Genomic DNA, 25,674 nt, shown 5'->3' with positions numbered 1-25,674 from the left:
ATTAAGGTTTTTATCCTTAACTTTTTGTGCGGATCAAGTTAGCAATTCCAGTTTACACTCCTATCACCTCATTGGTATCATTTGATTTGGTTTATATGCTCAGACTTCCAGGACTATAGTTGTTTAGACTGCTACAGTTTTATAGACCAGACGTAAATCTGTATAAGGATAATAGGTTTTGGTTTCATTTAAGAATACACATAATTTTTGGGATATTCCCATTTAAAAATACATTCCCTTTACCTATAACACCTATATTTTACAATTACATTAGGTTATGTCTCCATTGATATAGTATTCTTGATCTAATCCTTTTTTTTCTGTGTTAATTGTCAATATTAACTCCAAAAGTTCCGGTTCAACTATACTATCGACATTGAAGTTAATTCTTTGAGTGTCATACCTATTTCTATTTCCCTTTTCCCTGATATCATTTTTAATGCTTTCAGGAATAAAGAAGGATGCCTTGTCGGATAGATAATTTTTGTATTCATTCAAATAAATCCCAATCCCTGCCATATCGAAATCACCAAAATGTAAGTAATTATTTGGTATGGACTTCATCCATTTCATAAAATCTTTATTCTGGTTCTGTGGGTAGCGCGAGACAAATAATGGCGTTATGTTTCCGAACAAATATCTTTGTTCTCGTACACAACTAAAGTTTTTGGCGTTTTCCACGCCAACCACAGTTACATCTTCCGGAATTTTAAAGCCTTCATAGTCGTAAATAAAAGTAAAACTACCAGCAACGGGATTAATGATGAGTTCTTTATTATTTAATTCAGCAATAATAGGATCATAGCTGTTCACCAAAAAACCTTTGAAAGCCCTTTCTTTAGAATTTTTAGAATCCGTTGTGATATTTACAAACTCCGCTCGGGTTGATTGTTCATTTTCTAAAGCAGAGATGTATTGATTAAGATTATGGATTTGCAATTGATTAGCTAAAAAGTTATTCAGTCCCTTTTCAGTTCTAAGTGAAATCGTTTTTCGGTGTTTTCCTTTTCTTAATAAGATGTTTTCAAATACCAAATCCTCAATTAGCCTACTTTTAGCAACACTGTAAGCTATAGTCTCCCCTTTTATTAATCGCTCTAACACCTTTGCTATTTTTAAACTTAGCTTCATCAGGTCAAAACTTTTGGATTCACTTTTACCAAGCGATTAACCTTGGTTATATATTTCTTATTGTCCGTTTGGGACTGCTCTTTCGCCAATTTATAAGTATACTTATAATCCGTAGCGTTTTGACTGGTTGGAGAACCGTTAATCAACAGTATATTCCTTTCATTGGCAAACCTTAAAATTCCTTTGACGTTGTTTGGATGTAATTTTCCTATTTCATCCATCATACAATGCACTTTGAAGTCTTTGAATTTTCTTGAAGCATTGTCTTTAAAAACATTCAACAGCAAAATATTTATCATTGCCTTTACCAAAACATCAGTACCTTCACTCCCAACATTTGAAAGTTTCTCTACCCAACCTGAATCATTGTCGTTCTCCACGATTCTAAACTGTAAATCAAATGATTCAGATAGCGTTAAGGTAGTGCTTTTTGTTCTTTCCAACTCCTTAACCAATTGCTTTAATAGCTCTACCGCTTTTTGATTTTTCGAATTACTCTGGGCAGAAGTAAATAAATTTGTCTCACCCAAGATCAAACTATTCTCATCATTGAACTCTTTGATTTTCACTAATAACTTTACAATAGGGTTAGTGCTTTTTTGAGTTCGCATTTCCATTTCCTTAATGGCTTGGACAAAATTCTTGGAAACAAAATCATCATTGATTTTTTTGATGATCTTTTCTATTTCGGCTTCTTTTGAGTTGAGCTCTGTGGTTTCCCTTCCTATCAAATGAATAATATTGGAGAAACGCTCATTCACCCGTTTTTCATATTCATTTATCTTATCCTCCTCTACAAATTCCTTTAGCTTAAAAGCAAAGTTTAAATAATCGCTATCCTCATTGAACTTCACCTTAAAACTAAAGATGTTATGCTCATTAAAATTACCCGTAAAAGCGTTAGTCGCTTGTTGTAACTCTTTGAAAGTGTCGATTCCTTTATAGTACTTATCTCTGATTTCAGAAATAATCGAAATGGCTGTTTTTGTAACTTCAAGCTCAACTTCTTCATCTGAAAGATCCCCTTGAATAGCAGTATAGATATCTGATTTGCTGAATTTTTCAAATTCAGTTAGGTCCAATTCAAAATCATCGAGTTTCGATTTTATGGCCTTTACATGAGCCTCTTGATTAAAACATTTTGTATTGATTTTCTCCAGTTCAATTTTATGATCCTCCACAATATGGCTCTGTCTTTTTTCTACACTTAACCTATCCGCCTTAAGCTGCGGTACCCTATCGAAAAGTTCTCTTTTGTCCTTTTCATAATCAAACACCTTACGCTGGTTATCTTTTATGTAGTCTAACTCACTTTGAATTTTAGTCAATTCAACCTCAATCTCATTAAGCCGTGTCGTATTGGCACCTTTATTGTCCAATTCACCGCTTTGCTCTATTTTCAGCTCCCCAATACGCTGTTCTGAACTGGCTTTATTTTCAGATATACTCGACTCAATCCGAGTGGTTTTATCATTTTTGACCTTTTCAGCCGTTGCGGTTTCAGCGTTTCTTTCGTTCTCTTTTAATGTTATTTTCCGTTTTATTCCGCTCTTTAGGTTGCTCAGATTGCTTTGAGCCTTTTCTTTTTCAGAAGCCAATTTCTCTAATTCATTTTCCAATTGAACTGTGATCTTAGCTTTTTCCTCCCTAGCCTTTACTGTCCACTGATCCAGATCAATCTTATTTTTCTTAAGCTTTTGTTCACTTTGTGTTATTATGTACTCACTCTCTGCAATGCTGTCGTTTAATTGTTTTATACCCTTGTTAAACCTAGCCTTTAGCTTTTGCAATTCAGTATCCTTACTTGCATTGAGTTCTAAAATTTTATCCTGAACAGCTTTTAATTGCTTTTTATAGCCCTCTATATCCTGACGATATTCCTTTACCGTCTTGACTCGGTTGCTAAGTGTACTTAAATTCAATTCTACACCAAAAAGTGAGGCCGGTTTACCATCAACTAATTTTGGATTTAACTCGGTATTGAAAAGCACATTTTCTTGGTCAACTACCTTTCCAATAGTATTTTTCCAATTTGGGTAATTATCATTTAACCAACCGTAAAGTGAGGATTCACTTTGTTTGATTTTGGTTTCAATAGCATGAATCTTATCAGATACCTTCTGGTGGTTTTCAGTTTCCTTTTCTATTTCAATAAGGTTCGTTCTCTCAAGCTCTTTAACCTCTAACTCCCATTCTCTACGCGTAGTGGTTATGGTGTTTTTAGAATTTTCAATCTTGTCTTTTGCCTTAGAAATCACAGCATCAAGTGCGCTTGTTTCAGTTTTACATTTTTCAATTTCACCAGAGAAAAAAACTTTATGTTTTAATTCAGTCCTTTTGTTTTTGACCTTATATTCTTTTTGAATAATTGAATTCAATTCATTGTTAGCAATATCTTTTTCTTGGTCATGATCCGCATTTATTTGGTTAATTAAATCCTGATAGGTTGCGGTAATTGCTTCTCTGGTTTGCGCAAATTCAGCATTTAACTTGTTTATTTTAGCTTCTTGATTGTTTTTAAACTGCTGTTGCTTGATTTGAACCTGCGAAATAAGCGCCTCATATTTACGGCTGATTTCAGAAAATTGCGAAGTCAACAAACTCTTTTCCTCATTCAGGGATGTTTGCTCATTTGTCAAGGTATCTTTTTGAGCAACTCTCTCTATGATTTCACTTATTTTTAAGTTATCATACTCTGCTCTTTTGTCTTTCGCTTTTGTGAGCTCCTTTTTAAGGTATTCTATTTCAGAGATTATTTTTTGTTCCCTCCTTTTATGTATAACTTTTAGATTCTCTTTTTGAGAAATCAGTTCATTTAAAACCTCATGTTCTCTTGAATAATCTGAAGATAAAACCGGCTTCTCCCTTTCGATAAAGCCCATTCTAGAAATCAAATCAGAGGCAAACTCCTTCTTTTCACGATTTAAAAATTTGTAATGCCTGTATTTATCGATCACTCTATCAGCTTGGTTTCTAACGGTCACTTGTCCTTTTCGATTTTCTTTAAACCAAACCTTTATATCGTTTATTTGGGTTTCAAAATCCCTTAAATGGTTTTTGGCGTAATTTTCAATATCGATTACAAATTCATCATCATCCAAAGAATTGATAATGGTATCTTTAATGAATTTGGCTTCCAAATTTGAATTGAGAAACACATTTTGAATCGTACGCGGGATATTCTGAAACTGCTTACTCTCAATAAGCGCATACTTTCTAAAATCCGGCTTTAACCCTTGGTTATCCCCATAAATTATTTTACGAAAATCTTCATAGCTTGTAATAAGGGAAGAATAGTGAATATGCCTTCCGAAGGCATTTCTAATGTTGTCCCAACTCGCATAGGCTCTTCCGCTGTCATCAATGAATAAATCTCTTTTATAGGGTGAATCAAAAAACCGAAACGCCACCTTACCATTAACCTTATAAGCCAATACACAGAAGGGAACTCCGTTTTTTACTATTTCATAGATGATATAGGAATTTTGATAGGCAAAGTAATAGTCGTCAAATCCTTTTTTCTCTCTTGGAATACCCAGTTTAATTTTATTGGCATTGTAAAAAAATAAAATAGCCCTGAGCAAGGTGCTTTTTCCAACGCCTTGGGTGCCAATTAAATGAACATTTCCATCTAAATCAATTTCAGCATATTTTACTGAGGCACTATTTATTAAGACTATTTTATTCAGGTATCTCATTTTCTACTTCTTCGGGAATGTTAATGCTAGCGACAATGTCTTTTAAATAGTTAAAAGAGGAAAGAACCTTATAGGTTTCTGAAATCTCGTTTTCAAGGGCTATAAAGTTGTCCTTCTCCAACTTTTCAATTATTTTTTTTACCCTTTCGGAGTAGTTTTTCTTGTCCGTTCCAATTTTTTTAAAACTATCTAACTTGGATTTTAAATCAGCATTGTTTTTTAATTGATTGACAACATCGGAAGGAGAGAAACGAAAGCCGACATCAAAAGAAGAATCAAAGGTTTTAAAAAAAACCAATATATCAATCCAAGCAAAGGCGATGTCTAATTTTCGGTCTAAATCTACATTTTTCTCTGTGCGACTAAAGTAAAAATACTCGTTTCCTTGCTCCAAAATGTAGTTGATTTGATAAAAATACTCGTACAAATCCTCAAATGTACTAGGGTCATCCAATATTTTGTACAGCCTTTGAATATCTTCATATGGACTGTTAGAGCATATAAATTGACCCCTTCTCAAGACATCAAAAATTTCAGAAGTATATTTTGTTAACATAAGCATTACTTTGCGACTACCATGGCGTATTCCACCTCATTGTGTGTTTGAAAATCGTTTTTTATATCTAATTCGGTTTCATAGAGTGAAATAACTTGGCAAAATATGGTCACTCGTTCATTGAAATCAACCTCTTTTAAAAAATCGTAATTTAGGATAAAGTTAAATAAGTTATCACTGGTGGCCATAAATCGATTTCTTATCTCCCCATAATCTATCATAACTTCCTCTTCAACATTATCTTCAAGATAATCACTAGAGATGCTATCCGCTAATTCAGACTTAAAGCGTTTCCGGTCTTTATGTTTTTTAGCAATACGCCTAATGGTCTCAAAGGCCTTTTCGTCGTTTCTCAGTAAGTCAATGGAAAGTTTCAAGGGTTCCGTTATTCTCTTTTCAAAAACCACCTGATTTTTACCCGATAGGATCTGCCTGATGTTCGTTTCGGCTTCAATGGTAAAGTGGTCTTTGAGATATTTAAGCCTACGCAGTTTTTCCAAGAACTTGCCGTGTTTCTTAATTTGGTTAAGATAATCGATTAACTGTTTTTCAATCTCAATCAAATTATGTGAACATTCACTTAATTGATATTTTAGATCAATAATATTCCTGTTTAATTCTTCATCAAATGCTCTATTGAAAAAAGTAACTTCTTCCTCGTTTATCAGGGATAAGGTTTGGTTAATCAGACTGTTAACAGTCGTTCTTTTATCGTCAAGATTCTCCAGTTTTAATTGTTTGATTTTGTAGTTTGCTTCGTTTTTAAATGTATTCTCAATATTTCGTCTTAAATCAACTACGCTTCTATAGGTTATTAGGCCAATTTTCCTGAAGGTCTTTTTAATAAGTTTTAGATAACCGTATTTTCTGGTCTGGTTATTTTCATTTAAATAGTAAACGATGTTTTCTTTTATGTGCTTTATGTTTTGGTCAATATAGGAGAGGTTGATTTCTTCATTAACATCTAAAACATCCTCGAAAAATTTCAAAAAGAGGTCGTCAAACTCTAAAATACCACCATTTTCCCTTATTACAGACCTTTGTATTAGAAAGTCAATTCGATTTTCGTCATAATCCACCAACTGCAAAGCATCACTCAATTTATAATCGATAGATTTTCTTTTACTGAACATTTCAGCAATGAGTTTAGCTTCTCTGTTCAGAGTTAAAACCAATTCTTTTATGTCATTGAAAGTGTTCATCTGCTGATATTAAGCATTACAAAAAAATAAAAACAGGCTCTTTTTATCCTTTAGCTATCTAGTGAAGCAGCCGGAAAATACCCAAATGTGCCTATTTGTGTGCTTTGTTTTTTACACTGGCACAACAACTTCTAAAAGCATTATGCAATAGCGGAAAAACAAGCCCAAAATCCCGAACCTCGAGAAAAAGCCGTTATTGTTTTTTAAATTTCTTCCAAAATAACCAAAAATGCATTTTGCGGCAAACAAAAAACAATCTTTTGGTTAAATGCGTACCACTCTTGCATATAACCCTTTGATCTAATTGTTACTTGTAGTTATTTTGTGTATTTATATTCATCAAAAGTGACGAAGAACCCCGTTTTCACCGGATTGTGCAGCTGACACTAATTTAGTCATGATTTTCCCTTGATGGATGTTGGTATCCAAGGCTATGGCATCAATAATTTTATTCAGTCGGTTGGTTCTCTAGGCATAACGTAATATCCCAGGAGTTTGTTCTGTAAGAATTTTGCGAGGACACCCGTTGTTAGCACATTTGAATTTTCTGCGCATTGGTAATTACCGACTACAGGTGGTTACTTATTACTCCCTTTATTGATAATATTGTTATACTCCACACTTTTTCGCAATAGGAAATCCCAAAGAACCAATTTGTTTTCTAATTCAATTGTTTTTTGAAAAGAGCTGTCTACCTCACAGTAGTAAATGAACCCATCTATTTGATTTTGTGGGATTTTTAAGCTATATACGAACAAAGAGTCATGAAAAGATGATCTTACTTTTTCTATTGTATCTTGCTTACGTATGATCGCTTTTATTTTATTATTCTTTTTTGTTCTCCCAGATATTTTGTTGATTAAGGCAAAAAGAACACCATCATGATTAGTTAATGAGTATATTTTCCTTTCAGAATATGACATTTTAGGGGTATTCGCATTAGGAAGCCCTAAACTAGATGCTGTTATAATATTTTGGTTTAGTTGCTGTTTTATATCATGCTCTAAAAACCCTGAAAGATTACCATAGGGATTCACAACAACCTCGTCTAACTCATAGATAGTAGAAATCATTTGAATAATGATACCTTTCCGGTTTATCATTGAATCCGTCACAATGATTTCTTTCATTTTGTATGAAATACTTGAAAATAATATTGTGTCCTGCTCTTTTACATTGATTTTAAAAAATCCATCGGCATTAGTAATGGTTCCTTTTAAAGTGGTTGTGTTAAAGACATGAACTCCTTCTACAGAATTATTTTTGTCTTCCACAACAATACCTTCTATATATCCACTATTTTGGGCATTAACAAAGAAATTTACCAAAAATAATAGTACTATAATACGATTCATAAAAGTTATTAATTTTTCTAAGGTATTATTATAACTCTAAACTGATAAAAAAGTCGTTCCAACAAACGCAAATCCTCTGTAATAATTTCAGCTTGTGCCAGCATTTCCTGTTTAAAAGTGATCCTTTTACCATAGCTTGTCACTAATTCATGGGGAATTGAGACATCCACAATATAATTACCTTTATCATCGGGTATTTGTGATATATTCATTACTGTACCTTTTAAAACACCAAATTCTGTTTCTGGATAATTAGAGAGCATCATATTTACAGTCTGCCCTTTTTTAATTTTTCCCGAATTTTGTGCAGGGGTTGTTAATTTAGCTATTTATTCAGAATTCTTTTGTTTATTTCAATCTAAAATCTAGTGGATTCAATATTGAAGACACCCACGTGGTCAAACTGGATCGCCTAGAGAAGCTAGTACTCCTAGTGATGATTGACTTCGTGTGGTGTTATCTTATAGGAGATTATATCGACAGGAAAATAAGGCCGATCAAGATTAAAACACATGGTCGCAGAGCAGTGAGTGTATGTAAATATGGATTGGATTATTTATCTAGAGTGCTATTAACGGAATGTAATAAATTTAACATCATTGTTTTACAATTTTTGTCATGTACTTAGGCAAAAGAGATTAAAAACCAGACAATCCTAACTTCGACTACATAAACAATAAATCCAGCTAAATGTGATTGGGAATTACTGTCGAAATTTGTATAAATAAAAACTAAAAATTATGAAAAATACTAAAATCGCATTGGTAACTGGAGGAAGTAGAGGCTTAGGTAAAGATATAGCACTAAAAATTGCTGACCAGGATATAAACATTATTTTGACCTATCACTCAAATAAAGAAAAAGCAGAAGAAGTTGTGCAGGAGATTCAATCCAAAGGACAAAAAGCAATTACTTACCAATTGGACACACGTCATATACATACTTTTGATGATGTCTTGAGCCAAGTGGGTGCACACTTAGAAGAAAAGACTGGACGTCCCAAATTTGATTACCTCATCAATAATGCTGGAATCGGAATTAACACCCCATTTACGGATACAACGGAAGATCAGTTTGATGAATTGATAAACATTCATTTTAAAGGGGTGTTTTTCTTCACTCAAAAAGCATTAAAATATCTCAATGACGGAGGAAGCATTGTGAATATTTCAACAGGACTCACTCGATTTTCCGGTCCTGGATACTCAGCCTATGCCTCCGCTAAAGCAGCTGTTGAAAATCTGACACGTTATCTCGCAAAAGAACTAGGCGAAAGAAAAATAAGAGTGAATGCCATAGCCCCTGGAGCCATTACTACCGATTTTGCTGGAGGCCAATTAAGAGATAATGAACAATATAATAGCTATATCTCCTCAGTTACGGCTCTTGGTAGAGCTGGTGTTGCAGAAGATATTGGTGGTGTTGTGGCCTTTCTATGTACAGATGCTGCGGCCTGGATAAATGGACAACGGCTTGAAGTCTCGGGTGGGATGAATCTCTAATCCGAACTCATTATGAAAAATCTTAACACCATTGATATCGGTCTGTTGCTATTAAGGGTCTGGTTGGCAATCGGTTTATTTACGAACCATGGATGGGAAAAGCTAGTTCAGTTTCATGAAATGTCAGAAAATTTCCCCGACCCTTTATTTCTTGGGAAAACTACAGGATTAGTCTTTGCCCTATTATGTGACAGCATTTGTTCTATCCTAATTGCTTTAGGATTGTTTACCAGAATTTCAAGCTTTTTGGTTGTCCTAAATATGAGTGTGGCCTTCTTTATATTCTGGCAAGCTGAAATTACGCAGATCCATGGGGAGCTTCCTTTTATTTACCTAGGTGCTTACCTCAGTCTTTTAATCACTGGTGCGGGAAAATTTAGCTTAGACCAATTACTTCGTACACACTACCCAATGAGTCGAGCTCGGATATTATAAAAACGATAGTTTAAAAATCGAATAACAATGGAGAATCAATATAAAGCCTTTTAAAAATTTATACCATGGAAAAATCAAGAATAATTAGGGCACTAATTGTTGGGGTCATGAGCGCCATCGCGGTTGTGTCCACTCATCAATTAAATTTACATACTTGGGTATTATTTATGGCGTGGGTTAGCTTTTTTATATTTGGTAAAGAACCAAAACAGATGGCTCTAAGTTTTACCCAAATTGTGATCGGAATAGGAATCGGTGCATTATTAATGTTAAAAAGTAAGTTTTTAACTGCTTATATTGGAGATGCTGGGTTACCAATAGCCGTGGTAGTGATAATCGCTACTTTTATGTATCTTGTACCAAGGTTAAAGTCTCTAAATACAATTCCCATATACTTTATGGGATTAATTATATTTTTTGGAACTCATCCAGTGCTGAACTTCAGCGAAGTTGGCCTTGTCGTACTAACAGTAGTCACTGGATTTTTCTTCGCTTGGACAACGAGTAAATTGGAAAGCATCCTAGCAAATCAACATAAATAGACGAAAAGCATATCCAATATGAAAACTGAGATTAGAACGATTAATACTATCAAAGAACTTCACGATCTTAGGGAGTTAGAAAAGCCTAAACATCCTTTGATAAGTCTTGTGGATTACGCTGATGTAAAACATTATGCACATGACAATCATGTGAATTGGGTTCAGAATTTCTATTCTATTGCCATGAAAAAAAATATCCAAGGGAAAATGCGTTACAGCCACCAAGAGTATGATTTTGATGAAGGTTTCATGTCTTTTCTTGCTCCCAAACAAACTCTCAATGTGATTGTAGAAGAAGGAGATAGTAACAAATCCGGCTGGATTCTCTTTATCCATCCTGATTTTGTTTGGAACACCTCACTGGTGAAGTCCATTAAAAACTATGACTTTTTTGATTATGCGATCAGTGAGGCTTTGTTTTTATCTGCCAAGGAAGAACAAATTTTACAAACCATTTTCTTTAATATAAAAGAGGAAATAGCGGCGAACATTGATGACTACAGCCAGAATATCATCATTTCGTAAATTGAATTACTATTGAGTTATTCTGAGCGATTTTATAAGCGGCAATTTATCACCCGAAAGAAAAGCAATCATCAGATTCTTGACAAATTAGAAAATTTGTTGAATTCATACTTTGAAGAGAATTACGTGGATAAGGGAATACCTTCGGTTCAGTTTGTGGCAGAGCACTTAAACTTATCCCCTACTTATTTAAGTGGATTATTAAAATCGTTAACCGGTTTAAGTACGCAGCAACACATCCAACAAAAATTAATTGACAAGGCTAAAGAAAGACTTTCTACAACGCAATTGACCATCAGTGAAATTGCCTTTGAACTGGGGTTTGAACATGTTCAATCCTTTAGCAAGTTTTTCAAAAACAAAACTAAAAAATCACCTCTAGAATTTAGGGCTCTGTATAATTAAAATCATTACTGTCCGATAAAAATATAAATTGATGTTTGTAATTACTCAAACCTCTTTAAATCAATGATTTAATTTGTGATTTATTCGAATTTCAAAACTAAAGCCCCTTGTTCAAATAAATTGAGTTGATGGAGGTTGTGCTTATCTCTAATCCATTCCTTCTCAGGGAGTTTTAACGAATCATATTTTTGGTTCTTATCATTCTATAATACAAGCGCTCACCTTTAAAGTCATCCCATTTTAAAAGTAATAAATCCCCGAATCTTATTCCAGTAAAATAAAAGCTGAGTAAACATAAATTAACCGCATGCTGCTGAGGCTGAGGTGGAGATAGCTCATTTGAGTTTTCCAATAACTTTACTTCATCAATACTAAGCCCTATTTTTTCCGACTGTGGAAATTTAATTTGAATTTTACCCTTACCTAATGGATACAAGCCCTTACTTGCTTGTGAATCCGAAATAGCTCTATTATAAACGGTACGAATAACCATCAGATAGTTAACGACTGTCCTAGGGGCTTTTTTATCCTCATGTAATAAGCAAGTTTCGAACTTACGTAGTAAGACAACAGAAACCTCTCTAAAAGCCAGGTCCTGCTTACCTACGAATGATTTGAACTTTTTAATTCTATTTTTTTGAGTGTTATATTGTCTATATTTCTCACTTTTAAGCAAATTATCTAAATACTGATCAGCTACTATAAAAAAGTCAGTCTTTTTCTTTCCTATAATTTTCTTCTTAATAGTAGAAATGGACTCGTAGTCTTCTTTAATTTCGGATTCCAATAACTGGCCATTTGCCTGAGCAAGCTTTTTTAAGAATCAATAGATTTAAAATGATAGCATTGGGATGTGCAGATTTTACTCGTCTTTCAGTTTCAGCCCAATATTTAGGAGCTACATATTGGCCGGTATACAAATAGGTGGATTTTCTATCTTTTGTAATTCGAATAACGATTGGATGTTCATTTCCAGCTTTCCTCTTTTTCCATAAAATTACTTTAATTGACGCCATAACAATGATTTAGCTATAAATATAAAACATTCTAGGTAAAACATTTTATGGTTTTTAGTGCTGCTTTTTGGTGTTTTTTGAATTTAAAAAAATATGTAAGCAGTTGAATTTCAATTGTTTTGTGTTTTATTGATAAACATAGGTAACCTCTATTAACCTACTATTAAATTAATACATTTATTTCAAACAAAAGCTGCCCGATTGGACAGCTTTCTTCATTAAATGTGCAAGCAGCTACCCTAAACAAGCTATAAAGTAAATAACTACTAACTAATTGTCTGTTGTGAATTTAATTATAGCCTAGGTTAAAAACATACACCCACCAAACAATAACATACAAGATTCAAACATTTTATATAGCTCTAAGCAACTATTAAGACTAGTTCTTTATAAGAATCGGCTTGTATGTTGTTTGGATTTTGTAATTTTTTTGGCCATTTATTCAATATTTTTATAAATGTCTTTTATTCTCTTTTTTCTATTTCAAATAAATTATTAAAAATGGCAACTTATAACCTTAAAGTCAACGGAAAAGATCAACAAGTAGATGTTAGTCCTTCCACCCCTCTATTATGGGTGCTCAGAGATCATCTTCAATTAGTAGGTACAAAATTTGGATGTGGTATAGCGCAATGCGGAGCATGCACCATTCATATTGAAGGTATTGCAGTTCGTTCTTGTCAACTACCGGTTTCAGCCGTTGGTGAACAAAAAATAACTACCATTGAAGGTCTGTCTGAAAATGGAGATCATCCTGTACAAAAAGCATGGATAGAACACGATGTCCCCCAATGTGGTTACTGTCAGGCAGGACAAATTATGTCTGCCACTTCACTACTGAGTCAAAATCCAAATCCTTCTGATATAGAAATAGATCAGGCTATGAATGGGAATATTTGCAGATGTGGAACATATACACGAATAAAAAAGGCAATTAAAACTGCTGCTAACTCAAAATAATAAGAAAATGGCAACTGTAAAGACAACATTAGGAAGACGATCTTTTTTTAAATCCTCTGTATTGGCTGGTGGTGGCATGATGCTTAGTTTCAGTTGGTTTGCGGGTTGTGAAATCCCAAATAGAAAAGAAGCAGCTATAATAGAAATGCCTGAAGAATGGTTTGAATTAAATAGCTATATAAAAATTGGAGATAATGGAGTGGTAACACTTTTTAATCCTAATCCTGAATTTGGTCAAAATGTAAAAACTTCCATGCCGATGATTCTTGCTGATGAATTAGATGTAGATTGGAAAAATGTAATTGTAGAACAAGCTAACTTTTATCCTAAACGTTACGATAGACAATTTACTGGCGGGAGTCAGTCTATTCGTCAAGGTTGGAATATTTTGCGTACCGCAGGTGCTACTGCAAAAAGAATGCTTGTTACTGCTGCAGCCCAACATTGGCAAGTACCAGTTAATGAAGTTACAGCAAAGGCAGGAATCCTTTATCACACCGCAACAAATAAAGAAATCACTTATGGTGAAATAGCTTCTCTCGCTGCAATACAGCCTATTCCAGAAGAAGTAGAATTAAAAGAAATTAAAGATTTTAAAATTATTGGAACCTCCAAAAAAAATGTGGCTGGAACAGCTATTGTCACTGGCAAACCTATGTTTGGAATTGATTATCAAGCAGAAGGTATGTTGATTGCCATGATAATCCATCCTCCTGCTTTTGGAATGAAACTTAAAAAGTTTGATGCTACAAAAGCCAAATCGATGCCTGGCATTAAAGATGTATTTAAAATAGATACCTTAAAGAGTGATTACGCAAGGAATTATTTTGACACCACAACTTTTACCGAATTAATTACAGTAGTTGGTAATTCCACATGGGAAGTCATGCAGGCCAAAAAAGAAGTGGTGGTCGATTGGGAGCAAGCTCCAGAGCATACTTTTCAAATGGATGCTAGAGGAGATAAAATAGCGGTACATGTCCCAGCAGGTTTGGAAAGTACTATTGTTCACCAAACTAAAATGAACCAGTTTAATAAAAATCCTGGAAGAATTCTAAGAATAGACGGAGATCCGGAAAAAGCATTTAAAAATGCAGCTAAAATATTGGAACGCACCTATTCTGCTCCATTTTTAGCACACAATACCATGGAGCCTGTAAATTGTTTTGCCAATGTTTCTGCTGAAAAAGCTGAGCTTTATGGCCCAATTCAAGCTCCTGAATTTATCATAGGTACATTATCTGAACGGCTGAAACTCCCTAAAGAAAAGATTCAAATTAATTTAGCCCGTATGGGAGGAGGTTTTGGACTTCGGGCTTATGGACACCATATGATTGAAGCAGCAGTTATTTCTCAAGAAATGAAAGCTCCTATTAAGATGGTTTACACGCGTGAAGATGATATGTCTTACGGAATTTATAGACCTTCTTACACGGCCACTTACAAAGCCGCCATGGATGAAAATAACAATCTCATTGCGTTCCATGTTAAAGCAGGTGGGATTCCAGAATCGCCATTATTTCCCAACCGATTTCCAGCGGGGGCGATAGATAATTATTTGGCTGAAGCTTGGGAAATTCCTTCAAATATTACTATTGGAGCATTCAGAGCACCTAGATCCAATTTCATTGCGGGAGCCGAGCAGTCTTTTTTAGATGAACTTGCCGAGGAACTCGGAAAAGATCCCATTGAATTTCGTTTAGACCTTTTAGAAAGGGCTAAAAATAATCCAGTTGGAGAGAATAACGATTATGATCCTGAACGTTACGCTGGCGTTATTAAGTTAGTAAAAGACAAATCGGATTGGGATAACAACAGCGATAAATCAAGAGGTTTTTCTGCATATTTTTGCCATAATACTTATGTAGCTCAAGTTTTGGATCTTGAAATAAAAAATGATAAACCCATGGTTGATAATGTGTATGCTGCTGTTGACTGCGGAATTGTAATCAACAAAGATGCTGCAAAAAACATGGGAGAGGGCGCTATTGTTGACGGCATTGGCAATTCGCTTTACGGAGAACAAGTCTTTAAAGATGGAGCTCCACAAAAACTTAATTTTGACCGTTATCAGTTAATAAGAATGTCTGAGGCACCAAAGTCTATTGAAGTGCACTTTGTTGAAAATGAACACAACCCCACAGGAATGGGAGAGCCACTCTTCCCTCCTATTTTTGCGGCTATGGCTAATGCGCTGTATCGCGCAACAGGTCAAAGACATTACCAACAGCCCTTCATCCCTAAGAAAAAAATTATAGGATAACCTTATAACTATTAAAGACTAGTAAAAAAGAGCCATCAAAAAGGAAGGCTCTTTTTTAAATACTAGTTATTTAGGATTCATTATTATTTGTGTGATGAAGCTTATAAACACACAACATCCATCAAACAATAACATACAACATTTAAATATTTTCTGTAGCTCCGTGGCGTTCTACTTGTATGCCTTTTAAAGAAATTGCTAAAATGTGTGGCTTCTTTAAATCCTAAAGAATATGCTATTTCAGCAATGTTCCAATTTTTCTCCTTTAATAAATGTCGGGCTTTTTGTAAAATGCGTTCGGTTATTAATTGACTCGTGGTTTTTTGAGTGGTTTTCTTCAATACACGATTTAAATGATTCACATGAATATTTAATTCTTGTGCATAGTCATTGGGAGCTCTTAAATTTACTGGTTTTCCAAATCCCACCTTAGTAGAATACTCACTATCTAAAAGCGCAAAGAATTCACTTGATATTCGCTGATTAGCGATGCTTATATTTTTATATCTATGCAGATTATCCTCCATCTATAAAAATTTAATCTGCCGCAACCAAGTCACTACTTCTTCTTTTACTTTGATTTTTTTATCGCCTTCCATAACAAAATAAATTCCGTCTCTTTCAATTCCTCCTTTGGTAGAAAAGCCTTCTAAAATAGTTGCGTTTGGACACATTTCTTTAACCGTTTTAAAACTACTTCCTATTCCATACCCTGCATTGGTATTGAAAGGAATTACTGTTTTGTCACTCATATTATATTTGTTGAGAAAACTCTTCATTGGCGGTGGGAGCCGCATTCCCCATGTAGGAAAACCTAAAAATACTACATCATATTGATTGAAATTATCAATACGCGTTTTCAATGGAGGTAGATATCCCGATTCGTTTTCTTCTGCCACTTGTGCCACTATAGAATCGTAATTTTCAGGATAAGGATCTTTTAATTCGAGTGCTACCAAATCTCCACCTACTTCCTTTTGGATAATTTCTGCTACTTGTTTGGTATTGTTGGTTCGCGATAGGTATACAATCAATAGCTTGCCTTTTTCTTTTTTTGTTTCTTGAGCAGTACAACTACAAAAAAACACTGGAGCTATTGCCATTAGTAGAAGAAAACAGGTTTTCAATGCTTTATCCATGTCTATTTTTTATAATTACTGAATCTTTATTTCTCTACATGTCTAATCCTTTTTCTTGAAGCCATGTAGACATTAAATCTGCTATTTCTACATTATTTAAATCGCTCATCGGAAAATGTGTATTTCCCTGAATTCCTTCTTCCGGTAAGTGAATAAGGGTAACATCACCTCCGTGTTTGTTTACCGTTTCTTTCCATAATTTAGCCATCGATAGGGAGGCCCGCCATTGATCTTCTCCAGGAAATTCTGATGCCTGATCGGGGATATTATCCCCATAAAAAATAACAACAGGAAGTTTTGTCAATCGCTTAAATTCCGACATAGGAACTTCTGAGGCTTTCAGAGTTCCACCAAGATATGAAATAGGCTCAGGAACTTCCCCTTCAGGAAAAATAAAATTGCTCCCAGGTTCAAAAGAAACTACAGCTTTAATATTATTATTTTTTATTGCTGTTAACCACCCCATTCCGCCGCTATGCGAATGAGTTACCAATATTCCCGATCCAATTTTATCGAATAGTTCAGATACAGCTTTTACATTTAAATCGATATTTAAAGGGCCTGTATCGGGTGTCATTTGTCTAAAAAACTGATTTAATGCTTCAGGATCTTTTGAAAATTGAACATTTGGATACAATTCTGATCCAACACCGAGTCTGAAAATGCCAAACCATAATTGATCGTTAGTTTTGGCTGATATGGTAGTAGGTTCTGTACTCTGTGCGGCCAGTCCACGCCGAGGTTGATCTATAAGATATACTGAAAAATCACGTTTTAAAAATAATGTTTGAAACCCCTCTCTCCCGTCAGGAGTTGTTTGCCAGGTTTTCATAGATTGACCGTATCCATGCCAAAATACAAGTGGAAGTTTTTTAGGGGTAGCCGGTATCTGATACCACACAAAAGCATGATCGCCATGTAGGGTTTGTCCTTCTTGACTTTGATTGGAAGGATTAAAAACACCGTGTTTAATAGGATCAAAAGTACCCGGACTTGTTTTTACAGCCCCTCCCACTGTAAAACTGCCTTGCTTTTGGATACTAATATTTGTATCATCAATTTTAGTACTGACCTCCTTTTTACTTTTTGGTTGACATGAAACAATACATAGTATTGAACTGATCAACATAAGAGCATTAAACCATTTTCTAATCTTACTCGTCTTCTTTTTCATTTGTATCTTAGTTTTTAATATGTGTTTCTTGGCTGTAACAGCTTGTTTTATCAATCAGCCATTTGATCTTGTTGTTTTTCTAAATGGTTGCAATTTTAAATACGTTCCACTGCGCCAAAGCCATTCAAGGGGGCCATATAAAAAATGCTTAAGCCAATACTTACTACATACAATCTGCACAACATAAATTACAATACCCAATATGAATAAGGCGGTAACGCCCCAGTTACTAAAAGTTTTTCCTAATAACCAAGGTGAAAAAAGCATTGCTCCTATTACTCCCTGTACTATATAATTTGTCAAGGCAGTCCGCCCATATGGGGATAAGACCTCAAGATATTTTCTAAATTTTATGTTTTGATATAGTAATGCGAATCCCAATGTCAAAGCCCCCGAAAAAAACACGAGTTCTAAATCTTGCAATGTCATCACTGCTAGTAGTGATGAAGGTATATTTTGGCTATTGGATCCGAATAAAATTGATACATCCGGTGGAGGCAACATGGATTGTGCACAAATAACCAGCACAGTGGCCGTAACGAATCCAATAAACAGATAGAAACTGCGTTTTTTCAATTCATTAAATTTTTCAAAAAAACGAATTCGACCAACAATAAGTCCGATAATAAACAATGCAAATGTGATATAACCACGTCCAAAATAACCAAATTGATAATTTAGTTTTCCAGGGAGACGTTCCTCGTAATTGTGTATTACCGAGTTCATAAAAGAAGGATTTGCTAAATGTTCCAAAACGGTGCGAGTTCTTTGGTCGTTATTTGCAAATTCCGGTTTATCCAATTGTTCGATTCCTACACTACTGTTATGCTCAACGGCTCTAATAATACGTGGCCCACCTAATAATAAAAAAACAACTATCGATAGCAATATCCAATTTTTAGCACGAAACAAGGGTAACATCAGAATGCCAAAAACGGCATAAATAGATATGATTTCCAGGTTAAAAAAGGAATGAACAAGTAAGCCCATTACCAAAAGTAGTATCATCCTCCAAATAAACCTAAAACGGAAATCTACACCTTTTTTAGCTGCCCTATCCATTTGAATAAAAAAACTTAGACCAAACAAAAAGGCAAATATGTTAATAAACCTTCCCATTATGATATTGCTTCCGATCCATTGTACAGCTTCATCAATTATTGGAAAACTCATGGCTGCATTTTCTGAAGGCAATGAACGGATTCCAAAATGTTGGATCATATGTATTAATATTACCCCCAAGAGCGCAAATCCTCTTAGTGCATCCAATACGGTTATTCGTTTAAGCGGTGATGATAATGACATCTTTTTCTCCATTATTATTTACCTTCTTTTTTAAGATGTTATTTATTGTTTTACGGTTGATGCTTTTCTTTACTTAATGTTCAATTTGATGGGAATCCCGAACACTACTAAAAGTTAAATCTAGTAGTTTCCAGTCTCCACTTTCTTTTTTGTAGATTTCGGTTACCGTAAATTCATTTGAAACTTCATTTCCTCGAACTACAGCCAAAAGTGTAATCCGATTCCACAGAATTACAGTTTCCCCAAAAGTTTCTATAACCACATCATGAACGTCTGCTTTTTTATACCAAATACTCCCCGTTTCAATAATTTCTAATTCTCGTTCCTTTTTCCATGAGCCACTCATATGTACAAATCTTGATTTATCGTCAAAGAGTTTTGCAAGCTCTTCTACATTTTTGTTGGCCATCCACTCCCATTTCTTTTTAGAGAGTTCTTTTATTTCTGCTTCAGTAGTATTTTGAGCCAAGATTGGTAAACTTGTAAGGATTAAAAAAAATCCAATAGCTAATGTTCTCATAATAAGTTGTTTTAAATTTTAATATTTTTAATTAATTACCCGGTCGTTCCATTAGTTTTACAAAAGATAAATTGGCTAATTTCCAACTCCCATCAATCATTTTATAAACCTCGGTTACCATAAACGGATTGGTGACTTCGTTGCCGCCAACTTCTGCCAATAAGGTTATTCGGTTTAAAACAATGGCGGTATCTTCTCCTATTATATCAATAGTTACTTCGTGGATATCTGCTTGTTTATACCAAATCCCTCCGCTTTCTATAATGGCTAGTTCTCTATCTGTTCCCCAAGCACCTCCCATGTGGACAAATTGTGCGTCTTTATGAAAAAGTTTGTTTAGTTCCTCCACATTTTTATCGGCCATCCATTGCCATTTTTCTTTGGAGAGTTCTTTTAATTCTGCTTCTAGAGCATTTTGTGCTAGAATTGGTGTACTAGCCATAATTAAGAATAACGTAACAATGAATGTTTTCATAATGATTTTGATTTTAAAGTTTGGTGATATTTGTTTATTATTTTCCTACGCGTTCCTGCAAATGTTTTGGATAGCGATCTCCTTGTACCTCTACTTTGGCAAAGGCATTATCTATTTCAAGAATAGCTTCTGATGATAAATTAATAGCTGCCGCACCAATATTCTCTGTTAATCGATGTGATTTTGTAGTTCCAGGAATGGGTGCTATCCACGATTTTTGTGCAAGTAACCATCCTAAAGCAATTTGTGCTGGTGTTGCATTTTTATCGTTTGCTATTTTTCCCAATAAATCTATCAATGCTTGATTGGCTTTTCGGTTTTCTTCACTAAAACGTGGAACTATGTTTCTAAAATCACTTTTATCAAATGCAGTCTCCGAATTAATTTTTCCTGTGAGAAAGCCTTTCCCTAGTGGACTAAAAGGCACAAAACCGATTTCTAATTCTTCTAATGTTGGGAGAATCTCTTTTTCAGGTTCACGCCACCACAACGAATATTCACTTTGCAAGGCCGTAACCGGTTGTATTGCATGTGCTTGTCTAATGGAAGCTACACTGGCTTCCGAAAGTCCAAAATACTTTACTTTTCCTTCCTGAATTAAATCTTTTACGGTTCCTGCTACATCTTCCATGGGCACATTAGTATCCACCCGGTGTTGGTAGAATAAATCGATGACATCGGTTTTTAAATGTTTTAAAGATTTCTCGGCTACTTCTCGAATCCTTTCTGGGCGACTGTCTTGCCCTTGACTAGAATCGCCGTTTTTAAATCCGAATTTAGTGGCAATAACCACTTCTTTACGAAAAGGCGCTAATGCCTCCCCTACAACCTGCTCGTTTGCAGCGCCATAGGCTTCGGCTGTATCAAAAAAAGTAATTCCCAATTCAAAGGCTTCCCGGATCAATTTAATTGCTTGGTTCTTATCGGTTGCTGGGCCATAACCAAAGCTAAGTCCCATGCATCCTAAGCCTAAAGCAGAAACTTCCAATCCGTTATTTCCTAATTTTCTTATTTCCATAATATATTTTATTTATCACCTGCCAAATACTCTTGATCAGTTACAGGTTCTAACCATTGTGTGGGACCTTTTTCTCTACCTGTAATAGCAATTTGAATAAATTCTTTATCAGCACTTGCTCCATGCCAATGTGGGGTATTAGCTGGACATTTTACAACATCGCCTTTGCGTAAGATCCTTTTCGGGCTCCCTTTTTCCTGATAATATCCAACACCGCCAGTTGCTAATATGATTTGACCGCTTGGATGCAAATGCCAATTGGAACGTGCTCCAGGTTCAAACGTAACATTTCCAACTCCATTACGGTTTATAGTATCTGCTTTTACCAAAAAAGTTAACCAGGCTGTACCTGTAAAATTATCGTTTGTAATCTTCTCTCCTTTTGGATAAAGTAGTACAGTTTCCGAAGCCTTATTGTCAGTAGAATTGGTACAGGAAGATAATCCTATAATGGCACTTAGTAATAAAATAAATTTTGTTTTCATGTTTATATAATTTAAGATCAAATCAATTTAATTTGTAAAATACGGCTTTCATCGTTGTTGAATCTAAAGCATCCATATCTATCAATTTTAATGATTTTACCATTTTTTGGGTACTTGTTTTGTATTTTATAAAATGAGGTGTTTGTAAATGAGCCTCATATGCCTCTTTATTGGCATAAATCTCCAATATCCTTATTTGTGTTGGGTTTTGTTTTTCATACATAGGGAAAATTGCTATGACTCCAGGTTCTATTTTCACAGAAGCAGTAGCTTCTTCATTCAAAATTTCTTTATAAGATTCTATATATTCAGGATACACTTCAATTGCAGCAATGCGTATCATCATATCTTTTTCTTGAGTAATAATATCAGTATTATTATCCCCACTATTTATCAAAAGAAATAAAGGCATTATAAAGAAACCGGATGCGAGTATGAATATCGATTTCATGTTAAAGGTTTTTTTGATAAAAATCCACCAACTTAGTTACGGCTTGCTTTACATATTCAGGTTTCCAATAAGTTTCTATATGTGTAGCACCATCAATAAGGAATAACTCTTTGTCTTTTGCATTGGTGGCTTTTGCAAATGCTTCATCTGTCATATATTTAGTATCTGCTTTACTACCCGCTATCATTAATAAAGGCTGATTAATTAAATCCATATTGGTAGCAGCATCCCAAGTCATTAGCTTAAGTAAACTGCTCATGGTGTATAAAAAGGTAGAATTTGGATGTGCATGCGTTCTATAATAATACGCATACCCTTCTCGGTATAAATCTGTTTTAGTAGCTGCTATTTCTTTATCGGTAACACTTGCAACACCGGCATAAATAATTTCTCCTCCTGCAGCTTCTCGAGCACGAGCATTACTAGCCTGTTTTAAACGCTCTTGAATGGTGTTTAACTGCGAATTCTGAAATCCATTACGTCGTACTTCTCCAGAATTAAACATGCTTAAGGTAGCAACCGCTTTGAAACGCTTATCAGATTGCGTCGCTTTCAGCGTATATCCGCCTCCCCCGCAAATCCCAAAAGCACCAATGCGATTTGGATCAACTCCAGGGAATTGAGCTATAAAATCGGCCATACCTTGAATATCTTCCGTACGATAATATGGGTTATCCGTATGGCGAGGTTCTCCTCCACTTGCTCCTTGGTAGGCAGCATCTGCAGCAATAGCTATAAAACCAGCTTCGGCTAAATGTTGCGCATACAATCCAGCCGTTTGCTCTTTAATCCCACCATTAGGGTGCGCAACTGTAATAGCCATATACATATTCTCTGGATTATAATTAGCAGGCGTATAAACATTGGCAGCTATCTCTAATCCATTTAACTTATAAGTTACAGGATGAATATTTACTTTTCCTTTCACATTTTCTGTAATTGCACCTGCATACACCAATGTAAATGGATTTTGCTTATATGTTTCTTGAAGAGGCGCTGCTTCTACATTGCTTTGTGCCATAATACTATAATTTATGGTTAGCAGGCTTATAAAAATCAATAATTCTATTCTTCTCATTGCTTATTTTTTAGATTCTAATAATTCATTTAATACTTCTTCTGCAGCTGTTCCTTCTTGCTTGCCAACATGTTGTTTAATTATTTTAGTAAAATCATGAAGCTGCCCTTCTGTCCAGCCTTGTATCAAACAAATATTCATATGTGAGCGTAACATGGGTTCTGCATTTTGTATACTGGCAATAACAGAAATAGTTACCAGTTCTCTTTCTTTATAGGTAAGTACATCGCGTTCAAAAAGATCCGCAAACAAATGTTCTTTTAAAAAGATTTCAATCTCAGGAGAAAATTTAGCATATCCTTTTTTAGGACCATCTAGTGTTGTACCCACCAATTTGTCAAGGTTTTCTTTTCCTCTATCGTATTTATCCCGGCTATCTTTAATTGGAGAGGCTTCCGGACCCCACTTATCTTGGATTCCTTTTTCCTTTCTATCGTCTAGCACTTTAATAAAAGTTTGCAAACCTCTTATACTTCGAGGAAAACCACAGTAGGCATACAGATGTACCATTGCTTCCTTTATCTGGTTTACCGTTAAACCATTATTTAAACCATCATGGAGTGCTTTTTCCAATTTTTTTAACTCTCCGTTAGCAGTAAACGATGCCACCAATACCAACGATTGTTCTTTTTGGGTAAGCGTTTCTTGGAATAAAGCTCCTTCTGAAGCATCTATAGGGTGAGTAACTCCCACTGTCAAAAAGAATAAAGAAAATACTATGAAAAATTTAGAGATGTGCATGCCTATATTATTTTATGTTCGTAATTTCGATACTATTGTTTATATTCATTGCAAATATCGACCACCTTTAGCCTGTTTACGTATACCAATTACTGTTATACTTACACAGATTACTGTTTTACGCTATCTATTTGATTACAAATGATTAACAAGCAGTATATTTAACAAAAAATTATAAGAATGGAAGACATCATCACTTTCAATACCATAAAGCAATACTGCGATTTTAATAATAACGAAGCTTTGCATCCACTCGCTGGAATTATAGATTTATCCAAAGCGGAACCAAGACAATTTACTCGTTTTCGATATAATTTTTATATAATTTTCTTTAAGGAAATAAAATGTGGCGATCTTCGCTACGGCTGTAATTATTACGATTATGAAGAAGGAACTCTTGTATTCCTTGCTCCTGGGCAGGTCATTGGCGAAAACAAACCGGAATACTACCAACCAAAAGGTTTTGCTATGGTTTTTCATCCCGATTTTATTCTGGGTACTTCCCTTGGTCAGCGTATGCAGGAATATACCTTTTTTAATTACGAAGTAAATGAAGCTTTGCACCTTTCTATCCCAGAAAGGGATATGATTAAAGATATTTACGCAAAGGTAAACCACGAATTAGAGCAACTTATAGATAAGCATACTAAGAATTTGGTCATCTCTAACATCGAATTATTTTTAAATTATTGTGTACGGTTTTACGATCGCCAGTTTATTACTCGAACCAATGCGAACCAAGATATTATAGCTCGTTTTGAGAAACTGCTGAACGATTATTTCCATTCAGACAAAGCAGAGAAACTAGGTTTGCCTTCAGTTACCTATTGTGCCGAGCAATTGTTTATTTCTCCTAATTATTTAGGTGATATGATAAAAAAAGAAACTGGAAAATCACCTCAGGAACATATCCAGTTAAAGTTAATTAGCATTGCCAAGGAACGTATTTTTGATCCCTCAAAAAGTATCTCTGAAATAGCTTATCAACTAGGCTTTAAATACCCGCAACACTTTAGTAAAATGTTTAAAAAAGTTACAGGTACCACTCCTAATGATTATAGATTGATGAATTAATTTTTTAAAGTTCCAGTTTTGTAGGTATTAATTTCAAATAAATTTAATACGAAAAAAACGAGTTATCCTAAAAGGTAGGCTAAGATAAAATAGGTTATCAAGTCTGATAAACAATCGATCATAAGTTATGCCATCAAACATACATTAATAAAGTAAAGTTTTAATATTATGTATATTAGACTTGGCGAATCCACCTGTTTTTTAATTTATTAAATATTTTGCGCCTGTTTATAATTTTTTGCACCTAAATTTTAATTATATTGCGCTTAAAATTTACCACACATGTCTTGTAGCGCTCATTTTTCATTTATTGCACCCGTTTTTAATGGTATCTCTCTTCCTGATGAAGGAGTTATTTCAGGTTATGCAGCGATTATTCATGGTTTAGAATTACCTATTCCTTTACCAATTCCATTTACAGTGGTAAGTTTAAAAACAGTACGTGTCCAAAATGATAACTTCACTTACTTGCCCAAAAGTTATAAAGTGGATGATTCACTTGAATATACAGAAATACAGGCACTCTATAAACATTTAGTGTTTGCCTTAAAATATGAAGGGGTGAATCTTTTAGTATTTAGTGCCTTGGTAAAATGGCTATTTCGGAGTAATGACGCCACCTGT

27 protein-coding genes and 1 pseudogene are annotated in these 25,674 nt (G+C 34.6%); 9 read left to right on the top strand and 19 right to left on the bottom strand.

Annotated features, from left to right (window positions below):
• Positions 1-270: 270 nt before the first annotated feature.
• From I215_RS13875 to I215_RS13850, 6 genes are all read right to left on the bottom strand, one after another.
• Positions 271-1,131 (bottom strand): DUF7281 domain-containing protein, encoded by an 861-nt coding sequence (locus tag I215_RS13875; protein ID WP_008992619.1) that lies wholly within the window; start codon positions 1,129-1,131, stop codon positions 271-273.
• Positions 1,131-4,829: an ATP-binding protein gene (locus I215_RS13870; protein ID WP_008992618.1), complete on the bottom strand. Its 3,699-nt coding sequence runs from the start codon at positions 4,827-4,829 to the stop codon at positions 1,131-1,133. Before I215_RS13870 ends, I215_RS13875 begins: the two co-directional genes overlap by 1 nt.
• On the bottom strand, positions 4,813-5,385 hold the full coding sequence (locus I215_RS13865; RefSeq protein ID WP_040460505.1) for a condensin complex protein MksE: 573 nt from the start codon (positions 5,383-5,385) through the stop codon (positions 4,813-4,815). Before I215_RS13865 ends, I215_RS13870 begins: the two co-directional genes overlap by 17 nt.
• A 5-nt stretch (positions 5,386-5,390) precedes the next feature.
• Positions 5,391-6,587, bottom strand: a complete 1,197-nt coding sequence (locus I215_RS13860) for a hypothetical protein (protein WP_008992616.1) — start codon at positions 6,585-6,587, stop codon at positions 5,391-5,393.
• Between the two features lie 578 nt (positions 6,588-7,165).
• A complete protein-coding gene (locus I215_RS13855) occupies positions 7,166-7,942 on the bottom strand; it encodes a carboxypeptidase-like regulatory domain-containing protein (protein WP_008992615.1) in 777 nt (258 codons plus the stop codon).
• 17 nt (positions 7,943-7,959) lie between these two features.
• Positions 7,960-8,271 carry an HlyD family secretion protein gene (locus I215_RS13850; protein WP_040460495.1) on the bottom strand — a complete coding sequence of 104 codons (312 nt, stop codon included), beginning with the start codon at positions 8,269-8,271 and terminating at the stop codon, positions 7,960-7,962.
• Between the two features lie 411 nt (positions 8,272-8,682).
• On the opposite strand from I215_RS13850, the gene I215_RS13845 reads away from it, so the two are divergent.
• The 5 genes from I215_RS13845 (at position 8,683) to I215_RS16610 (ending at position 11,351) form a co-directional block, all read left to right on the top strand.
• A complete protein-coding gene (locus I215_RS13845; protein WP_008992613.1) occupies positions 8,683-9,444 on the top strand; it encodes an SDR family NAD(P)-dependent oxidoreductase in 762 nt (253 codons plus the stop codon).
• Between the two features lie 12 nt (positions 9,445-9,456).
• Positions 9,457-9,879, top strand: a complete 423-nt coding sequence (locus I215_RS13840) for a DoxX family protein (protein WP_008992612.1) — start codon at positions 9,457-9,459, stop codon at positions 9,877-9,879.
• A 65-nt stretch (positions 9,880-9,944) separates the two neighbouring features.
• Positions 9,945-10,421, top strand: coding sequence for a DUF1097 domain-containing protein (locus I215_RS13835; protein ID WP_008992611.1), 477 nt, complete (start codon positions 9,945-9,947; stop codon positions 10,419-10,421).
• 18 nt (positions 10,422-10,439) lie between these two features.
• Positions 10,440-10,946: a hypothetical protein gene (locus I215_RS16615; RefSeq protein WP_008992610.1), complete on the top strand. Its 507-nt coding sequence runs from the start codon at positions 10,440-10,442 to the stop codon at positions 10,944-10,946.
• A gap of 99 nt (positions 10,947-11,045) precedes the next feature.
• On the top strand, positions 11,046-11,351 hold the full coding sequence (locus tag I215_RS16610) for a helix-turn-helix domain-containing protein (RefSeq protein ID WP_316928342.1): 306 nt from the start codon (positions 11,046-11,048) through the stop codon (positions 11,349-11,351).
• A 172-nt stretch (positions 11,352-11,523) separates the two neighbouring features.
• Here the strand turns inward: I215_RS16610 and I215_RS13825 are convergent, their stop codons facing one another.
• Both I215_RS13825 and I215_RS15760 read right to left on the bottom strand, forming a co-directional pair.
• Complete coding sequence (locus I215_RS13825) at positions 11,524-12,138, bottom strand: site-specific integrase (protein ID WP_051009196.1); 615 nt, start codon at positions 12,136-12,138, stop codon at positions 11,524-11,526.
• Positions 12,122-12,367: an Arm DNA-binding domain-containing protein gene (locus tag I215_RS15760; protein ID WP_051009195.1), complete on the bottom strand. Its 246-nt coding sequence runs from the start codon at positions 12,365-12,367 to the stop codon at positions 12,122-12,124. The genes I215_RS13825 and I215_RS15760 overlap by 17 nt, the downstream gene beginning before the upstream one ends.
• A 501-nt stretch (positions 12,368-12,868) precedes the next feature.
• On the opposite strand from I215_RS15760, the gene I215_RS13820 reads away from it, so the two are divergent.
• Together I215_RS13820 and I215_RS13815 are read left to right on the top strand one after the other, a co-directional pair.
• Positions 12,869-13,327, top strand: coding sequence for a (2Fe-2S)-binding protein (locus I215_RS13820; protein WP_008992608.1), 459 nt, complete (start codon positions 12,869-12,871; stop codon positions 13,325-13,327).
• A 7-nt stretch (positions 13,328-13,334) separates the two neighbouring features.
• Positions 13,335-15,590, top strand: a complete 2,256-nt coding sequence (locus I215_RS13815) for a xanthine dehydrogenase family protein molybdopterin-binding subunit (protein WP_008992607.1) — start codon at positions 13,335-13,337, stop codon at positions 15,588-15,590.
• A gap of 101 nt (positions 15,591-15,691) precedes the next feature.
• On the opposite strand, the gene I215_RS13810 is transcribed toward I215_RS13815, so the two are convergent.
• The 11 genes from I215_RS13810 to I215_RS13760 all read right to left on the bottom strand — a co-directional run bounded on the left by I215_RS13810 (position 15,692) and on the right by I215_RS13760 (position 23,976).
• Entirely contained in the window at positions 15,692-16,117 is a 426-nt protein-coding gene (locus I215_RS13810) for a helix-turn-helix domain-containing protein (protein WP_008992606.1), read from the bottom strand.
• Positions 16,118-16,729 (bottom strand): flavodoxin family protein, encoded by a 612-nt coding sequence (locus I215_RS13805; protein ID WP_008992605.1) that lies wholly within the window; start codon positions 16,727-16,729, stop codon positions 16,118-16,120.
• A gap of 34 nt (positions 16,730-16,763) precedes the next feature.
• Positions 16,764-17,903 (bottom strand): alpha/beta hydrolase, encoded by a 1,140-nt coding sequence (locus I215_RS13800; protein ID WP_008992604.1) that lies wholly within the window; start codon positions 17,901-17,903, stop codon positions 16,764-16,766.
• A gap of 54 nt (positions 17,904-17,957) precedes the next feature.
• Positions 17,958-19,208, bottom strand: a complete 1,251-nt coding sequence (locus I215_RS13795; protein WP_202802609.1) for a DUF418 domain-containing protein — start codon at positions 19,206-19,208, stop codon at positions 17,958-17,960.
• Between the two features lie 73 nt (positions 19,209-19,281).
• The gene (locus I215_RS13790; protein WP_008992602.1) at positions 19,282-19,728 is read right to left on the bottom strand and encodes a nuclear transport factor 2 family protein; all 447 of its coding nucleotides are present in this window, start codon (positions 19,726-19,728) and stop codon (positions 19,282-19,284) included.
• Between the two features lie 31 nt (positions 19,729-19,759).
• Positions 19,760-20,203: a nuclear transport factor 2 family protein gene (locus I215_RS13785; RefSeq protein WP_008992601.1), complete on the bottom strand. Its 444-nt coding sequence runs from the start codon at positions 20,201-20,203 to the stop codon at positions 19,760-19,762.
• A 37-nt stretch (positions 20,204-20,240) separates the two neighbouring features.
• The gene (locus I215_RS13780) at positions 20,241-21,221 is read right to left on the bottom strand and encodes an aldo/keto reductase (protein WP_008992600.1); all 981 of its coding nucleotides are present in this window, start codon (positions 21,219-21,221) and stop codon (positions 20,241-20,243) included.
• Between the two features lie 8 nt (positions 21,222-21,229).
• Complete coding sequence (locus tag I215_RS13775) at positions 21,230-21,706, bottom strand: cupin domain-containing protein (protein ID WP_008992599.1); 477 nt, start codon at positions 21,704-21,706, stop codon at positions 21,230-21,232.
• A 22-nt stretch (positions 21,707-21,728) separates the two neighbouring features.
• Positions 21,729-22,157, bottom strand: coding sequence for a putative quinol monooxygenase (locus I215_RS13770; RefSeq protein ID WP_237738972.1), 429 nt, complete (start codon positions 22,155-22,157; stop codon positions 21,729-21,731).
• Between the two features lies 1 nt (position 22,158).
• On the bottom strand, positions 22,159-23,235 hold the full coding sequence (locus tag I215_RS13765; RefSeq protein WP_008992597.1) for an alpha/beta hydrolase: 1,077 nt from the start codon (positions 23,233-23,235) through the stop codon (positions 22,159-22,161).
• A gap of 3 nt (positions 23,236-23,238) precedes the next feature.
• Complete coding sequence (locus I215_RS13760; RefSeq protein ID WP_008992596.1) at positions 23,239-23,976, bottom strand: carboxymuconolactone decarboxylase family protein; 738 nt, start codon at positions 23,974-23,976, stop codon at positions 23,239-23,241.
• Positions 23,977-24,156: 180 nt separating this feature from the next.
• Here I215_RS13760 and I215_RS13755 point away from each other — a divergent pair, with 180 nt between their 5' ends.
• Together I215_RS13755 and I215_RS13750 are read left to right on the top strand one after the other, a co-directional pair.
• Positions 24,157-25,050, top strand: a complete 894-nt coding sequence (locus I215_RS13755; protein WP_008992595.1) for a helix-turn-helix domain-containing protein — start codon at positions 24,157-24,159, stop codon at positions 25,048-25,050.
• A 282-nt stretch (positions 25,051-25,332) separates the two neighbouring features.
• Positions 25,333-25,674 (top strand): annotated as a pseudogene (locus I215_RS13750) (hypothetical protein); the annotation flags it as partial.

The sequence above is a fragment of the Galbibacter marinus genome, assembly GCF_000300875.1.
Lineage (GTDB): Bacteria > Bacteroidota > Bacteroidia > Flavobacteriales > Flavobacteriaceae > Galbibacter > Galbibacter marinus.
The sequence above is the reverse complement of the archived record's forward strand: the minus strand, read 5'-3'. Positions and strand labels throughout refer to the sequence as shown.

What these genes read in the sequence shown, in the direction of transcription:
- I215_RS13835 (WP_008992611.1), top strand. Translation starts at nt 9,945, where the DNA reads ATGGAAAAATCAAGAATAATTAGGGCACTAATTGTTGGGGTCATGAGC.
- I215_RS13790 (WP_008992602.1), bottom strand. Translation starts at nt 19,728, where the DNA reads ATGAGAACATTAGCTATTGGATTTTTTTTAATCCTTACAAGTTTACCA.
- I215_RS13800 (WP_008992604.1), bottom strand. Translation starts at nt 17,903, where the DNA reads ATGAAAAAGAAGACGAGTAAGATTAGAAAATGGTTTAATGCTCTTATG.
- I215_RS15760 (WP_051009195.1), bottom strand. Translation starts at nt 12,367, where the DNA reads ATGGCGTCAATTAAAGTAATTTTATGGAAAAAGAGGAAAGCTGGAAAT.
- I215_RS13845 (WP_008992613.1), top strand. Translation starts at nt 8,683, where the DNA reads ATGAAAAATACTAAAATCGCATTGGTAACTGGAGGAAGTAGAGGCTTA.
- I215_RS13805 (WP_008992605.1), bottom strand. Translation starts at nt 16,729, where the DNA reads ATGGATAAAGCATTGAAAACCTGTTTTCTTCTACTAATGGCAATAGCT.
- I215_RS13765 (WP_008992597.1), bottom strand. Translation starts at nt 23,235, where the DNA reads ATGAGAAGAATAGAATTATTGATTTTTATAAGCCTGCTAACCATAAAT.
- I215_RS13755 (WP_008992595.1), top strand. Translation starts at nt 24,157, where the DNA reads ATGGAAGACATCATCACTTTCAATACCATAAAGCAATACTGCGATTTT.
- I215_RS13780 (WP_008992600.1), bottom strand. Translation starts at nt 21,221, where the DNA reads ATGGAAATAAGAAAATTAGGAAATAACGGATTGGAAGTTTCTGCTTTA.
- I215_RS13810 (WP_008992606.1), bottom strand. Translation starts at nt 16,117, where the DNA reads ATGGAGGATAATCTGCATAGATATAAAAATATAAGCATCGCTAATCAG.
- I215_RS13820 (WP_008992608.1), top strand. Translation starts at nt 12,869, where the DNA reads ATGGCAACTTATAACCTTAAAGTCAACGGAAAAGATCAACAAGTAGAT.
- I215_RS13860 (WP_008992616.1), bottom strand. Translation starts at nt 6,587, where the DNA reads ATGAACACTTTCAATGACATAAAAGAATTGGTTTTAACTCTGAACAGA.
- I215_RS13840 (WP_008992612.1), top strand. Translation starts at nt 9,457, where the DNA reads ATGAAAAATCTTAACACCATTGATATCGGTCTGTTGCTATTAAGGGTC.
- I215_RS13770 (WP_237738972.1), bottom strand. Translation starts at nt 22,157, where the DNA reads ATGAAATCGATATTCATACTCGCATCCGGTTTCTTTATAATGCCTTTA.
- I215_RS13870 (WP_008992618.1), bottom strand. Translation starts at nt 4,829, where the DNA reads ATGAGATACCTGAATAAAATAGTCTTAATAAATAGTGCCTCAGTAAAA.
- I215_RS13785 (WP_008992601.1), bottom strand. Translation starts at nt 20,203, where the DNA reads ATGAAAACATTCATTGTTACGTTATTCTTAATTATGGCTAGTACACCA.
- I215_RS13760 (WP_008992596.1), bottom strand. Translation starts at nt 23,976, where the DNA reads ATGCACATCTCTAAATTTTTCATAGTATTTTCTTTATTCTTTTTGACA.
- I215_RS13865 (WP_040460505.1), bottom strand. Translation starts at nt 5,385, where the DNA reads ATGTTAACAAAATATACTTCTGAAATTTTTGATGTCTTGAGAAGGGGT.
- I215_RS13875 (WP_008992619.1), bottom strand. Translation starts at nt 1,131, where the DNA reads ATGAAGCTAAGTTTAAAAATAGCAAAGGTGTTAGAGCGATTAATAAAA.
- I215_RS16615 (WP_008992610.1), top strand. Translation starts at nt 10,440, where the DNA reads ATGAAAACTGAGATTAGAACGATTAATACTATCAAAGAACTTCACGAT.
- I215_RS13855 (WP_008992615.1), bottom strand. Translation starts at nt 7,942, where the DNA reads ATGAATCGTATTATAGTACTATTATTTTTGGTAAATTTCTTTGTTAAT.
- I215_RS13795 (WP_202802609.1), bottom strand. Translation starts at nt 19,208, where the DNA reads ATGTCATTATCATCACCGCTTAAACGAATAACCGTATTGGATGCACTA.
- I215_RS13815 (WP_008992607.1), top strand. Translation starts at nt 13,335, where the DNA reads ATGGCAACTGTAAAGACAACATTAGGAAGACGATCTTTTTTTAAATCC.
- I215_RS13775 (WP_008992599.1), bottom strand. Translation starts at nt 21,706, where the DNA reads ATGAAAACAAAATTTATTTTATTACTAAGTGCCATTATAGGATTATCT.